This is a genomic window from Gordonia soli NBRC 108243 (assembly GCF_000334455.1).
GTDB classification, from domain to species: Bacteria; Actinomycetota; Actinomycetes; order Mycobacteriales; family Mycobacteriaceae; genus Gordonia; species Gordonia soli.
In genome coordinates this window covers 96,484-110,563 of sequence record NZ_BANX01000020.1, presented here as the reverse complement: position 1 = coordinate 110,563, position 14,080 = coordinate 96,484, and the positions used below count along the sequence as shown (strand labels likewise).

Here is a 14,080-nt window from a genome sequence, read left to right as displayed (position 1 = left end):
ACCGTTTTCGCCGGTTGCATAGCGGTTACCTAAGATCGAGGGGTGACCAACCCCGATCAGACGACCGAGCTCCCCAAGTCCTGGGATCCGGCCGAGCACGAGGCCGAGATCTATCAGGGCTGGGTCGATGCGGGCTATTTCACGGCTGACGCGTCCAGCGAGAAGCCGCCGTTCTCCATCGTGATCCCGCCGCCGAACGTCAACGGTTCGCTGCACATGGGCCATGCCTACGAACACGTCCTGATGGATGCACTGAGTCGCCGACGTCGTATGCAGGGTCACGAGGTGCTGTGGCTCCCCGGCATGGACCACGCGGCCATCGCGATGCAGACCATGGTCGAGCGCAAGCTCGCGGCCGAGGGCGTCACACGCGACGACATCGGCCGCGAGAAGTTCATCGAGCGGGTGTGGGCCGAGAAGGCCGAGATCAGCGGCACGATCGGTGGTCAGATGCGTCGGCTCGGAGACAGCGTCGACTGGAGCCGCGAGCGGTTCACCATGGACGAGGGGCTCTCCCGTGCCGTCCACACCGTGTTCAAGCAGATGTTCGACGACGGCCTGATCTACCAGGCCGAGCGTCTGGTCAACTGGTCGCCGGTGCTGAAGACGGCGATCAGCGACATCGAGGTGACCTACGCCGACGTCGAAGGCGAGCTCATCAGCTTCCGCTACGGCTCTCTCGACGACGCCGAACCGCACATCGTGGTCGCCACCACCCGACTCGAGACGATGTTGGGCGACACGGCGATCGCGGTGCATCCCGACGACGACCGATACCGCCACCTGATCGGCACCGAGCTGGAGCACCCGTTCGTGGACCGGCGGATCCCGATCGTCGCCGACGACTACGTCGACCCCGAGTTCGGCAGCGGCGCGGTCAAGATCACGCCCGCGCACGATCCCAACGACTTCGCGATCGGGCAGCGCCACGAGCTGCCGATGCCGACGATCATGGACGCCGAGGCCCGGATCGCCGACACCGGAACGCAGTTCGACGGGATGGACCGGTTCGAGGCCCGCGTCAAGGTCCGCGAGGCGCTCGCCGAGCAGGGACGCATCGTCAAGGAGGTCCGGCCGTATCTGCACAGCGTCGGCCACTCCGAGCGCACCGGTGAGCCGATCGAGCCGCGCCTGTCGATGCAGTGGTGGATCGATGTCAGCACGCTCGCCCGCAGCGCGGGTGACGCGGTCCGCAACGGCGACACCGTGATCCATCCGAAGTCGATGGAGTCGCGCTGGTTCGCGTGGGTCGACGACATGCATGACTGGTGCATTTCGCGACAGCTGTGGTGGGGCCATCGCATCCCGATCTGGTACGGCCCCGACGGCGAGGTCGTGTGCCCGGGACCGGACGAGACCGCCCCCGAGGGGTACGTCCAGGAGACCGACGTCCTCGACACCTGGTTCTCCTCGGGTCTGTGGCCCTTCTCCACGCTCGGCTGGCCCGAGCGCACCGAGGACCTCGAGAAGTTCTATCCCACATCGGTCCTGGTGACCGGCTACGACATCCTGTTCTTCTGGGTCGCGCGGATGATGATGTTCGGCACCTACGTCGGCAAGGATCTCGGTCCCGGCAACGCCGTGCCCTTCACCAATCTCTTCCTGCACGGACTGGTGCGCGACGAACACGGCCGCAAGATGTCGAAGTCGAAGGGCAACGGGATCGATCCGTTGGACTGGGTCGAGCGGTTCGGCGCCGACGCGCTGCGGTTCACCCTCGCCCGCGGAGCCAACCCGGGCAGCGACATCTCGGTCGGCGAAGACCATGCGCAGTCGTCGCGGAACTTCGCGACCAAGCTCTACAACGCGACCAAGTTCGCCCTGCTCAACGGCGCACGAGTCGGCGAGCTGCCCGACCGTGCCTCCCTCACCGTGGTGGACCGCTGGATCCTCGACCGACTCGACGAGGTGCTCGCCGAGGCCGATGCAGGCTTCGAGGCCTACGAGTTCTCCAAGGCGTGCGAGTCGCTATACCACTTCGCGTGGGACGAGGTCTGCGACTGGTATCTCGAACTCGCGAAAGTCCAGTTCGCCGAAGATGATCCGGTGCGGTCGGAGAGTACTGCGCTGGTCCTGGGAACCGTTCTCGACGGCCTGTTGCGCACGTTGTCCCCGGTCATCCCGTTCGTCACCGAGGTGTTGTGGACGACTCTCACCCACGAGGAGTCGGTGGTGGTCGCACCGTGGCCGACGGTGTCGGGCGCCGAGCGTGACGCCGACGCCGCACGGCATGTCGACGATCTACAACGCCTCATCACCGAGATCCGGCGATTCCGCAGCGACCAGGGACTGCGGCCGGGGCAGCGCGTCGCTGCCGATCTCGACGGCCTCGACGCCGCCGGGCTCACCGAGTCGCGCCCCCATCTGGACGCCCTCGCGCGCCTCGATCCGACGGGCGACGACTTCACCGTGACCGCGACCATCGACGTCCGTCTGTCGTCGGCGACGGTGACCGTGCGGATCGACACCTCGGGCACCGTCGACGTCGAAGCCGAGCGCAAACGCGTCGGCAAAGATCTCGCGGCGGCCGAGAAGGAACTGGCGCAGACGTCGGCGAAGCTGGGCAACGACCAGTTCCTGTCCAAGGCTCCTGACCAGGTCGTCGCCAAGATCCGCGCGCGCCGGGAACTGGCCGCCGAAGAGGTCGAACGGCTGGGCGCCAAGCTCGCCGCGCTGGGAGGATCGTGAGTCGAGAGGACGAGTACGAGCCTGACCAGTTCGAGGATCCGGACGCCGTACATCCCGAGTTCGTGGACGAGGGACGGTCGGCGGCGCGGCGGCGTGGCGCGGACGACACCGATCCCGGTGCGGTCGAGCTGGACGAGATCGACCTCGCGCACCTGGCCGACGAACAGGCGGCCTCGGAACCGGTGGATCTCGGGGCGCTCGCATTCGGTGCCGACGACGCCCAGATCCCGGCCGATGCACTCGACGAGGATGATCTCGACGCCGAGGAGCCGGGACCCGGGCACATCACCGGCGATGCGACCGACGCCCGGATGGCGCTGGCCGAACTCGTCGAGGTCGAGGCCGAACTGGACACCCGGTGGCCGGAGACCCGGATTGAGCCGTCACTCACCCGGATCGCAGCACTCATGGATCTGCTGGGGTCCCCACAGCGCAGCTATCCGGCGATACACATCGCCGGGACCAACGGCAAGACGTCGGTGGCGCGCATCATCGACGCGCTGCTGACCAGCCTGCATCGGCGGACCGGTCGGATCACCAGCCCCCACCTGCAGACGGTCACCGAACGCATCTCGGTCGACGGTGTACCGATCAGTCCGCGCACGTACGTCGACACCTACCGTGAACTCGAGCCGTTCATCACCATGGTCGACGATTCGTCGACCGCTGCGGGTGGACCGCGGATGAGCAAGTTCGAGGTGCTGACGGCCATGGCCTATGCGGTGTTCGCGGAGGCGCCCGTCGACGTCGCGGTGGTGGAGACCGGCATGGGCGGTCGCTGGGATGCGACCAACGTCATCGACGCCGGGGTCACGGTGATCACACCGATCGCGATGGACCACGCCGACTATCTGGGCGACACGCTCACCGCGATCGCGGGGGAGAAGGCGGGGATCATCAAGAAGGCCGAGCCCGACGATCTCTCACCGGTCGATCCGGTCACGGTCATCGGCATGCAGGAACCGGAGGCGATGGACGTCCTGCTGCGCCAGACCGTCGAGTCCGGGGCCGTTGTCGCGCGGCAGAACTCGGAGTTCGCGGTCATCGAATCCGTCACCGCCGTCGGCGGACAGTTGCTGACCCTGCAGGGGTTGGGCGGCACGTACGACGAGATCTTCTTGCCACTGCACGGCGCGCATCAGGCCGCGAACGCCTCCCTGGCGTTGGCGGCCGTGGAGGCGTTCTTCGGCTCCGGTCCCGGACGGCAGCTCGAGATCGACGCGGTCCGTGCGGGATTCGCGGCGGTGTCCAGTCCCGGTCGGCTGGAGCGGGTACGCAGTGCGCCGACCGTGTTCGTCGACGCAGCCCACAATCCGCACGGCGCAGCGGCTCTGGCGCAGGCGCTGTCGGAGGAATTCGACTTCCGACGGCTCGTCGGCGTCATCGCGATGCTCGGCGACAAGGATGCCGACGGATTCCTGGAGGCGTTGGAGCCTGTGCTGGACCACGTCGTGATCACCGACAACGGATCTCCGCGCGCCATCGATTCAGAACGACTGGCCGAGATCGCGCGCACCATCTTCGGCGAGGACCGGGTGCTCGTCACGCCGTTCCTGCCCGACGCCGTCACCGAGGCCATCGCGTTGGCCGAGGAGTCCGACGGTGAGCCTGTCGCCGGTGCCGGCGTGGTGATCACCGGATCGGTGGTCACCGCGGGCGCCGGTCGGACCCTGTTCGGCAAGGAGCCCTCATGACCGAGCCCCGACGATTCACCGAGCCGGCCACGGACCCGTGGAAGGGACTCCGCGGCGTGATGTCGGGAATCCTCATCCTGGAAGCCATCGTCGTCGGCCTCGCCTTTCCGATCGTGGCAAAGATCGCCGGCGGGGTGACCTGGATGTCGGGCGGCTACCTCGGACTGCTCTTCATCGCGCTGATACTCGCCTGCGGGGTGCAGAAGCGTCCGCAGGCATTGCAGATCGATCTGGGCCTCCAGGTCCTGGTGATCCTCGGCGGCTTCTTCCACTGGTCGATCGCTGTCATCGGAGTGATCTTCGGCTGCGTGTGGATCTACATCGTGTATGTGAAGCGAGATGTCGAGAAGCGCATCGAACGGGGCATGCTGGCAGGTCAGGAACCGATCGAGGAGTGAGGCGACGCATCTGATCGGGGCGTTCGCCGATTCCGGGTTCAATTCGACAACGTCGACCCTCGATTCGGTCGTCACAAGAGGTGTTGTGGGACCGTTACCGCCAATTCCCACCGACCGGCGCATCGGCTTGTCAGAATGTCGGGGGCCCGTTCGTCGGGGGGCGGTGGCTTCTTCCGTGGGAGTCCGTGCCGTCCGGCGACCACATCCGATGAAGTGAGGATCTCTGTCCGTGCGTATCTCGACTCCGACCAGCATCTCCGCCCTGACACGCCGGATGGGAACCGCGATCGTCGTGACCGCGGCCGGTTCATGTGTCGCGGCCGGAGTCGCCACCGCGGTGCCTCCTCAGAAGGCGCCGCAACCGGCTCCCGCTGCCGTCGTCGAGGTCCCGGAAGCCGGGGCACCGGTACCGGTCAGCGGTAGCGAGATCAGCTTCCAGGCGACACATGCGGTCACCCAGCGCGCAGCGTCGCAACGGGCGGCCGAGGGAATCGCCTCCCTCCCGGTGCCCGCCCAGTACCGTCCCGCGAACCTGGCCCTCGCCAAGCAGTTCGACCTCGCACTCCAGGGGGCGCTCGCATCCCCGGGGGGCTGCCTACAGGTGGTCGTCGACCCGCGATCGCGGTCGGGCAACCTGTTCAATTACGGCTTCTTCCCGGTCGAAGGCCGCTTCTGCTCCTGATCGGACCCCGGGGGACTGCCGTCGAGTCGATACAGTGTGCTCGTGACTGAACGGACACTCGTACTCATCAAGCCCGACGGCGTCGCCCGTGCCCTGGTCGGTGACATCATCAGCCGTGTCGAGAGCAAGGGGCTCACGCTTGTCGCACTCGAACTGAAGCAGGCGACCGAGGAGGTCGCCCGCGGTCACTACGCCGAACACGAGGGCAAGCCCTTCTATCCCTCGCTGCTGGAGTTCATCACGTCGGGCCCGCTCGTCGCGGCTGTGCTCGAGGGACCCCGCGCCGTGGCGGCGTTCCGCCAGATCGCCGGTGGTACCGACCCGGTCGAGAAGGCCGTCCCGGGAACGATCCGTGGGGACTTCGCGCTGAGCACCCAGAACAATCTGGTGCACGGTTCGGACTCACCGGAATCGGCGGAGCGTGAGATCGCCCTCTGGTTCCCCGACCTGCGCGCCTGACCACCTTCTGACATGCCCGCGTAGGCCCTGACCAGGGCCTACGCGGGTCAAACCTTCATAGTGTGCGGGACGTCTCCCCCTGTGTGGGATACTTGGAAAGTTGTCGGCGACACGCTTTGCCGCCGGTGACACCGATGACGGCCCAGCATCAGCACCAGTGACCCGCGTGCACAACACCGTGTTGCCGGTACCGATACCCGCCTCCCCATCCGGTGTCGAATCGTCTCCGGACGACGAGACCGCAGGCCACGAGCCTGTACCCGGATGGCGTGCGACGGCGGTGTGGGATCGGGCATCACCGCAAGACGCCGATTCGCGACGCGGCAACACCGACTCGCGACGAAGGCGTGAAGACCACACAACACCGGTCCGCGTGACCGGCACATACAGAAACGCCCCCGCGTGGCCGCGTCGTCCGACGACGCGCCCGGGGGTCCGAGGAGACTGAGTGACCGAGAACGGGTCGCCGGCTGACGCGAACGATGCGTCCACCCCGGCGGATGAATTTCCCAGCAGACTTCGTGTGCACGCCCTGGCCCGAACACTGGGCCTGACGAGCCGACAGGTTCTGGCGCACCTGGCCGAGTTGGGCCAGGAGACACGCAGCCCACAGTCGAGTATCGACCGTGAGGTCGCGCAGGCCGTGGCCGATCGTGTGCGCGCACACGTCGAGGTCGACGAGACCGTCGTCGCCGATCCTGTCGCCGCCGACAGCGCCGTCGGAGCGACCGCGACTGCGGAGACCGCGGTCGGAGCGCAGCCGGAACCGGCCGACGAGCCGACCGTTGCCGAACCCGAAGTCGACGACCCGGCGGTGCCCGCGCCGGCCCAGGTGGAGTCAGCGGCCCCCGCGCCGGAACCGGCTGCGGAGTCCGCGGCGTCCGACCTCGCTGACGGTGACACACAACCGTCCGCGCCCGCCGCGGGCGGCGTCCCCGAGAGTGCCGCGCCGACCGAGGACGGCGACAAGCCTGCCGCTGCCGAGACGGCAGCACCAGAGACGGCAGCATCGGAGGAGAGCGCGCAGCGCCGGACCGAGACCCCGAGCCTGTTCTCGGCCGCCTCCTCGCAATATGACCAACCGGTGGTCGGTGGCTCGGACTCGGTTGCCTCCGGCCCGCTGTTCCTGCAGCCGACTCCGGTCGATCCGTTCGCGGCCCCTGCCGCAAAGTCGGCAGGCTCGTCGGCACGGGAATCCGACGACCAGTCGGCCGACGTGGCCGATGAGCGCTCCGACACCGACTCGGGCAGCGCCGCCGGTGACAACGACAACGACAACGACGATTCGGGTCGCGGATCGTCGCGCCGACGTCGTCGGGGACGCCGCGGCCGGGGCCGTGGCCGCGGCGATCAGAACGGCGACGACACCGACAGCGGCGACGAGTCGTCCGATGCCGGGCGGGCCACGACGGACGCAGGTCAGGACAAGGGCTCCGGCGCGAACGACCCGAACACCGAGAACTTCGGCACTCAGGACTCGGGCACTCAGGACTCCGGCACTCAGGACTCCGGCTCCGGCACGCAGAAGGACGCCGAGTCCGAGGACAAGGGATCCGACACGAGTCGTGGCGGCCGCTCCGGACGTCCCTCGGGCAAGAAGGGCAAGAAGGCCAAGCAGAACGCCGATCAGGACGGCGACGACGACACCGATGGCGATACCGGTGACGAGTCCGCAGACTCCGACGATTCCGGTGAGGACGGTTCGACGTCCAAGCGTCGTCGACGGCGGCGTCGTCGTAAGGGCGGCGGCGATTCCGAGGACTCCTCACCCGACGATCCGCCGAACACGGTCGTCCACGAGCGTGAACCGCGGAGCAAGCGTGCGCGCGACGAGGTGCAGGGCATCTCGGGGTCCACCCGTCTGGAGGCGAAGCGTCAGCGACGTCGTGACGGCCGCGACGCCGGTCGTCGTCGACCGCCGATCCTGAGCGAGTCGGAGTTCCTGGCCCGCCGGGAGGCCGTCGACCGCGTGATGGTGGTGCGCGAACGCTCCGCCAACACCGTGATCACCGACGACGACGGCAACCACGAGCACAAGGTCGTCGAGGACTACACCCAGGTCGCGGTACTCGAGGACGGCGTGCTGGTCGAGCACTTCGTCACCACGGCCACGTCGTCATCGATGGTCGGCAACATCTATCTCGGACGCGTGCAGAACGTACTTCCCGGTATGGAGGCCGCCTTCGTCGACATCGGTCGCGGGCGCAACGGTGTGCTCTACGCCGGCGAGGTCAACTGGGACGCAGCCGGTCTCGACGGCGGATCGCGCAAGATCGAGCAGGCCCTGAAGCCGGGCGACAACGTCTTGGTCCAGGTCAGCAAGGATCCGGTCGGGCACAAGGGCGCCCGTCTGACGACCCAGATCTCGCTGGCCGGCCGTTACCTGGTCTACGTGCCGGGTGGCTCCTCGACCGGCATCAGCCGCAAGTTGCCCGATGTGGAGCGCAAGCGCCTCAAGCAGATCCTGGGCAAGCTCGTCCCCGAGGGCGCAGGCGTCATCATCCGCACTGCATCCGAGGGCGTCAGCGCCGAGGAGCTCGGCGCCGACATCGCGCGTCTCGAGTCGCAATGGAAGACCATCGACGAAGCGGTGCAGAAGACCAAGAAGGGGTCGTCGGCGCCGCAAGCGCTCTACGAAGAGCCCGACCTGTTGGTCCGTGTGGTCCGCGACCTCTTCAACGAGGACTTCAAGAAGCTGGTGGTCGAGGGGCCGAAGGCCTGGCGGCTCGTCGAGGGCTATGTCAGCTCGGTGGCACCCGATCTGATGGAGCGTGTCGAGCAGTTCCAGAAGGCCCACGCGGATGCGCCGGACTCGTTCGTCGTGCACCGCGTCGACGAGCAGCTCACCAAGGCGCTCGACCGCAAGGTCTGGTTGCCTTCCGGCGGCACGCTCATCATCGAGCACACCGAGGCGATGACGGTCGTCGACGTCAACACCGGCAAGTTCACCGGTTCGGGCGGCAACCTCGAGGAGACCGTCACGCGCAACAACCTCGAGGCAGCCGAGGAGATCGTCCGGCAGACACGTCTGCGCGACATCGGCGGCATGATCATCGTCGACTTCATCGACATGGTCCTCGAGTCCAACCGCGATCTGGTGCTGCGTCGCCTGACCGAGGCGCTGGCCCGTGACCGCACCCGCCACCAGGTGTCCGAGGTGACCTCGCTGGGGCTGGTGCAGATGACCCGCAAGCGGCTGGGAACCGGACTGCTGGAGGCGTTCTCGACGACGTGCACCACGTGTGGTGGACGCGGGATCATCGTCCACTCGAGTCCGGTCGAGGTCCGCTCGGACGACTCCGGCAAGTCGGATGGGGCGGGCTCCAAGCGTTCGCGACGTGGGCGCCGCAAGGGTGAGACCGCGCCCGAGTCGAAGCCGGCAGCGCACAACCCGGCCGAGCACCCGATGTTCCGAGCGATGGCCGCACACACGCACGACGACGATGCCGACGCTGCGGCGGGGGCCTCCGACGAGGCGTCCACGGCATCGGGTGACGGCGCTGCGACATCTGCCGCCGACACCACGACCACCGAGGACGTGTCTGCTGCCGACAGTGCGCAGAACGCCGCCGGCACCATCGACTCGTCTGAGGTCGAGACATCGGGTCGCCGGAGTGCGGGCCGTCGGCGCCGTCGGCGCGCAGGTGCACCGGAATCCCGGACCGCGACCGACGAGGCTGCATCGGGTACCGCAACGGAACAGGCCGCCGGTGCGGATGCGGAGTCGACGCCGGACGACTCGGAATCGTCACCCGATGACGATGCCGTGACCGCAGTCGACGCAGCCGCCGGATCCACCGACGAGCAGCTCGACGAGCGCGACATCGGCGAGAGCGATACCGCCGAGAGCGATGCCGACGCGGGTGTCGCCGACGAGTCGGGTTCTGACGCGACCGCTGTCGACCAGGCAGCGGACGACTCGAGCGATGCGGAGGCCGCCACCTCCTCCGTCACGGACGGGGCATCGACCGCGGCTGCCGCCGACGAGGCGGGCGCTGCGATCGGCGCACGACGTCGCCGCCGGGTCGTCCGTCGGGCCGCCGCGCCGACGGCTGCGCCGGACCCGGTCATCGTCACCGCGGACGCGACGTCGGCGGACGACTCGGCGCCGGTGACCACGTCGGGTCCGATCGGGGCACCGGCATCCGAACCTGCGGTGGCCGTACGTCGGCGACCTCGACGCCGAGCCGCCGGACGTCCGGCGGGGCCGCCCGTCGACGAGTGATCTCGGGCCGCACGGTCCGGGTCGCTCCGATCGGTCTTGCCGCAGGTCGCGGGGGAGTCCGCCGGTTTGACCGGACAGACGGCGGTCCCGTAACCTTGACAGGTCGCCTTCCGCGAAGGGTCCGACATGCTCGATCCCGCCCGACGGGGTCCGGAGATCACATGTCGAGCCCCGCAGGCAGGCCCTCTGGTGCGACACGGAGGCAGCCCGGCTCGGTATCGGGACGCCTGACGGCACACGCCAGACACCACCAACACGCTTCGGTGCGGTTCGCCCGCGTCGCGAGCCCGACAGACGAGTAAGAGGACAGCTTCGATGGCAACGTACGCGATCGTCAAGACCGGCGGTAAGCAGTACAAGGTCGCTGAGGGCGACTTGGTGAAGGTCGAGAAGATCGACGGCGCTCCCGGCACCACCGTCAGCCTGCCGGTGGCGCTGGTGGTCGACGGCGCGAAGCTCACCACCGACGCCGACAAGCTGGCCAAGGTGTCGGTGACCGGTGAGGTCGTCGAGCACGTCAAGGGCCCGAAGATCCGCATCCACAAGTTCAAGAACAAGACCGGCTACCACAAGCGCCAGGGTCATCGTCAGAAGCTGACGGTCCTCAAGGTCACCGGTATCAAGTAGGCCTCGGGCCCGAGACGTCACAGGAGGACTCCAGAGATGGCACACAAGAAGGGCGCGTCCAGTTCGCGCAACGGTCGTGATTCCAATGCCCAGCGACTGGGTGTGAAGCGTTTCGGCGGTCAGCAGGTCAGCGCGGGCGAGATCCTCGTCCGTCAGCGCGGCACCCACTTCCACCCGGGCGTCAACGTCGGCCGTGGTGGCGACGACACCCTGTTCGCCCTCGCTGCCGGTGCCGTCGAGTTCGGCAGCAAGCGTGGTCGCAAGACCGTCAACATCGTGCCGGAAACCGCTCAGGTCTGACCCGAGCGGACGCCGACAACAGCTCTCGACACAGGGCGGGCCAGGGTCATCACGTACCCGGCCCGCCCTGTTCGTTTTCCCCCACGTGGCGTGATGTCGAGGTCTCCGCGCACGCCACTCGCACACAGAACAACTGCACCGCCGACGGTCGGCTGATCCGGCCCGGCCCGCTCTGAGGAGTTCCCATGTCCCGCTTCGTCGATCGCGTGACCATCCATGTCGCGGCCGGCAACGGCGGGCACGGTTGCAGCTCCGTTCATCGTGAGAAGTTCAAACCGCTTGGCGGACCCGACGGTGGTGACGGCGGTAACGGCGGTGGCGTGCGCCTCGTCGTCGACCCCCAGGTGCACACGCTGCTCGACTTCCACTTCCGTCCGCACGCCAAGGCCGGCAACGGGCGCCCCGGACAGGGCGGCAACCGCGACGGCGCCACCGGCGAGGACCTGGTGCTGAAGGTTCCCGACGGCACGGTGGTCCTCGACGCCGACGGTCGCATCCTCGCCGACCTGGTCGGTGACGGCACGACCTTCGAGGCGGCCCAGGGCGGCCGTGGCGGGCTCGGCAACGCGGCACTGGCATCCAAGGCGCGCAAGGCTCCCGGGTTCGCTCTGCTCGGCGAAGAAGGCCAGGCCCGGGACCTGGTCCTGGAACTGAAATCGGTCGCCGACGTCGGGTTGGTCGGCTTCCCGTCGGCGGGCAAATCGTCTCTCGTGTCGGTGCTCTCGGCGGCCAAGCCCAAGATCGCCGACTATCCGTTCACCACCCTCGTCCCCAATCTCGGTGTCGTGCAGACCGAGGGCGAGGTGTTCACCATCGCCGACGTCCCCGGGCTCATTCCCGGCGCCTCCACCGGTCGCGGTCTCGGACTGGAGTTCCTCCGCCACCTCGAGCGTTGCGCCGTTCTCGCGCACGTCGTCGACTGCGCGACACTGGAACCCGGACGCGACCCCATCTCCGACATCGATGCGCTCGAGGCAGAACTGGCGGCGTACCAGCCGGCGCTGACCGCCGACCACGGTCTGGGCGACCTGGCCGAGCGGCCGCGCGTGGTCATCCTGAACAAGATCGACGTCCCCGATGCCGCGGACCTCGCCGACCTCGTGGAAGCCGAAGTGGCAGAGCGTGGTTGGCCCGTGCACCGCATCTCTGCGGTCAGCCACGAAGGACTTCGTGAGCTCACCTTCGCGCTGGCGCGGATGGTGCGTGACTATCGCGAGCAGCACCCCAAGCCGCAGGCGCGTCGACCGGTGATCCGACCGAAGGCCGTGGACGACGCGGGCTTCACCGTGATCGCCGACCCGGCATCACCCGGCGGCTTCATCGTCCGCGGCACGCGTCCGGAGCGCTGGATCGCGCAGACCCAGTTCGACAACGACGAGGCCGTCGGCTACCTGGCCGACCGACTCAACCGACTCGGCGTCGAGGACGAGTTGGTGCGACAGGGGGCCGAGCCAGGTGCGCCCGTGACCATCGGCGCCGTGACCTTCGACTGGGAGCCGACCACTCCGATGGGCGACGAGGTCCCGGTGACCGGTCGTGGCACCGACATCCGGCTCGATCGCTCCGATCGCATCGGCGCGGCCGAACGGAAGGAAGCACGTCGCCTGCGTCGAGGTCTCCACGAGGACGAATTCGACGAGGATCAGTCGTGAGCGATGTCCGCGAGCGAATCGCGGGCGCACGCAGCATCGTCGTCAAGATCGGGTCGTCGGCTCTGACCGACCTGGCCGACGGCCTCGACACCGGCCGTCTCGATCGACTGGCCGATGCCCTCGAGGCTCGGATGCGTGCCGGGACGGATGTCATCGTGGTGTCATCCGGTGCGATCGGTGCGGGCATCGCGCCGCTCGGGCTGAAGAAGCGTCCGGTGGATCTGGCGACCAAGCAGGCCGCGGCGAGTGTCGGGCAGCTGGCGTTGGCGCACGCCTGGGGCACGTCGTTCGCGCGGTACGGACGGACCGTCGGGCAGGTGCTGCTCACGGCCGACGACATCTCGAATCGTGCGCATCACGCCAATGCGCAACGGACACTCGACCGTCTGCGATCGCTCGGTGCGGTGGCAGTGGTCAACGAGAACGACACGGTGGCGACCACCGAGATCCGGTTCGGTGACAACGACCGACTCGCGGCGCTCGTCGCCCACCTCGCCGGGGCGGACGCACTCGTGTTGTTGTCGGACGTCGACGGACTCTACGACGGCGATCCGCGCCGCCCGGGCCCCGATGGACGTCCGGCCCGACTCATCCCGGAGGTCGCGGGGCCGGAGGACCTCGACGGCGTGATCGCCGGCTCGGGGGGAGCGCTGGGCACCGGGGGGATGGCCTCCAAGCTCGCCGCCGCCCGACTGTCGGCGGATGCCGGCGTACCGGTCCTGCTGGCCGCAGCCTCTGACGCGGCGCAGGCACTCACCGCGGCCGCGGTCGGCACCGTCTTCGCGGCCAGATCCGAGCGGCTCTCCGCGCGACGATTCTGGGTGCGTCACGCGGCCGATGCGCGAGGGCGCATCGTGCTCGACGCCGGTGCCGTCGACGCGGTGGCCCGTCGCCGACGCTCGTTGCTGGCCGCCGGCGTGATCGGTGTCGACGGTCGGTTCTTCGACGGCGACGTGGTCGAGGTGGTCGATGCCGACGGTCGGGTCCATGCGCGCGGCGTCGTGGCCTACGAGGCCGACGACGTCCGCTCGATGGTCGGGCGGTCGACCTCCGACCTGCCGGCCGACCTCCGGCGCCCGGTGATCCACGCCGACGATCTCGTCACCGTCTGAAGCGGCGAACTCCCGCCGCGCCAGCGTTGACCGTGCGCTGGAAATCGTTCATCGTGCGTCCACAACGACCCCTGATCGGCGAATTGCCGGCAGCGTATGCACGGTCGACGTTCTGCCGCGCACGGTCGACGCGTTCTCTCGCTTTCGCTCGGGAATGTCGGTTCACTCCGGGTCAGGTGGTCGGGCGCGTGTGAGTGCGCGGTCGGGGTGGTGGCGGTTGTTGGTGTGCGGTCGTGGTGGGCC

General features: G+C 68.4%; 10 protein-coding genes. All 10 read left to right on the top strand.

Going from position 1 to position 14,080, the window contains the following annotated elements; genetic code table 11:
- The first annotated feature begins 42 nt into the window (after positions 1 to 42).
- The 10 genes from GS4_RS14315 (at position 43) to proB (ending at position 13,837) form a co-directional block, all read left to right on the top strand.
- Positions 43 to 2,688, top strand: coding sequence for a valine--tRNA ligase (locus GS4_RS14315; protein WP_007621731.1), 2,646 nt, complete (start codon positions 43 to 45; stop codon positions 2,686 to 2,688).
- 311 nt (positions 2,689 to 2,999) lie between these two features.
- Positions 3,000 to 4,382 carry a bifunctional tetrahydrofolate synthase/dihydrofolate synthase gene (folC, locus tag GS4_RS14310; protein WP_169331483.1) on the top strand — a complete coding sequence of 461 codons (1,383 nt, stop codon included), beginning with the start codon at positions 3,000 to 3,002 and terminating at the stop codon, positions 4,380 to 4,382.
- Entirely contained in the window at positions 4,379 to 4,780 is a 402-nt protein-coding gene (locus tag GS4_RS14305; protein ID WP_007621724.1) for a DUF4233 domain-containing protein, read from the top strand. Before folC ends, GS4_RS14305 begins: the two co-directional genes overlap by 4 nt.
- Positions 4,781 to 5,009: 229 nt before the next feature.
- On the top strand, positions 5,010 to 5,462 hold the full coding sequence (locus GS4_RS14300) for a hypothetical protein (RefSeq protein ID WP_007621721.1): 453 nt from the start codon (positions 5,010 to 5,012) through the stop codon (positions 5,460 to 5,462).
- 42 nt (positions 5,463 to 5,504) lie between these two features.
- The gene (ndk, locus tag GS4_RS14295) at positions 5,505 to 5,921 is read left to right on the top strand and encodes a nucleoside-diphosphate kinase (protein WP_040510597.1); all 417 of its coding nucleotides are present in this window, start codon (positions 5,505 to 5,507) and stop codon (positions 5,919 to 5,921) included.
- A 448-nt stretch (positions 5,922 to 6,369) separates the two neighbouring features.
- Positions 6,370 to 10,146: a translation initiation factor IF-2 N-terminal domain-containing protein gene (locus GS4_RS14290; protein WP_007621718.1), complete on the top strand. Its 3,777-nt coding sequence runs from the start codon at positions 6,370 to 6,372 to the stop codon at positions 10,144 to 10,146.
- A 315-nt stretch (positions 10,147 to 10,461) separates the two neighbouring features.
- A complete protein-coding gene (rplU, locus tag GS4_RS14285) occupies positions 10,462 to 10,773 on the top strand; it encodes a 50S ribosomal protein L21 (RefSeq protein WP_007621716.1) in 312 nt (103 codons plus the stop codon).
- A 36-nt stretch (positions 10,774 to 10,809) separates the two neighbouring features.
- A complete protein-coding gene (gene rpmA / locus GS4_RS14280) occupies positions 10,810 to 11,073 on the top strand; it encodes a 50S ribosomal protein L27 (RefSeq protein WP_007621714.1) in 264 nt (87 codons plus the stop codon).
- Between the two features lie 185 nt (positions 11,074 to 11,258).
- Positions 11,259 to 12,725: a GTPase ObgE gene (gene obgE, locus GS4_RS14275; protein WP_007621712.1), complete on the top strand. Its 1,467-nt coding sequence runs from the start codon at positions 11,259 to 11,261 to the stop codon at positions 12,723 to 12,725.
- Entirely contained in the window at positions 12,722 to 13,837 is a 1,116-nt protein-coding gene (proB, locus tag GS4_RS14270) for a glutamate 5-kinase (RefSeq protein WP_007621711.1), read from the top strand. Before obgE ends, proB begins: the two co-directional genes overlap by 4 nt.
- Positions 13,838 to 14,080: the final 243 nt, after the last annotated feature.

Coding starts and splice junctions, on each gene's coding strand:
- rplU (WP_007621716.1), top strand. CDS start 10,462: ATGGCAACGTACGCGATCGTCAAGACCGGCGGTAAGCAGTACAAGGTC.
- rpmA (WP_007621714.1), top strand. CDS start 10,810: ATGGCACACAAGAAGGGCGCGTCCAGTTCGCGCAACGGTCGTGATTCC.
- obgE (WP_007621712.1), top strand. CDS start 11,259: ATGTCCCGCTTCGTCGATCGCGTGACCATCCATGTCGCGGCCGGCAAC.
- GS4_RS14305 (WP_007621724.1), top strand. CDS start 4,379: ATGACCGAGCCCCGACGATTCACCGAGCCGGCCACGGACCCGTGGAAG.
- folC (WP_169331483.1), top strand. CDS start 3,000: ATGGCGCTGGCCGAACTCGTCGAGGTCGAGGCCGAACTGGACACCCGG.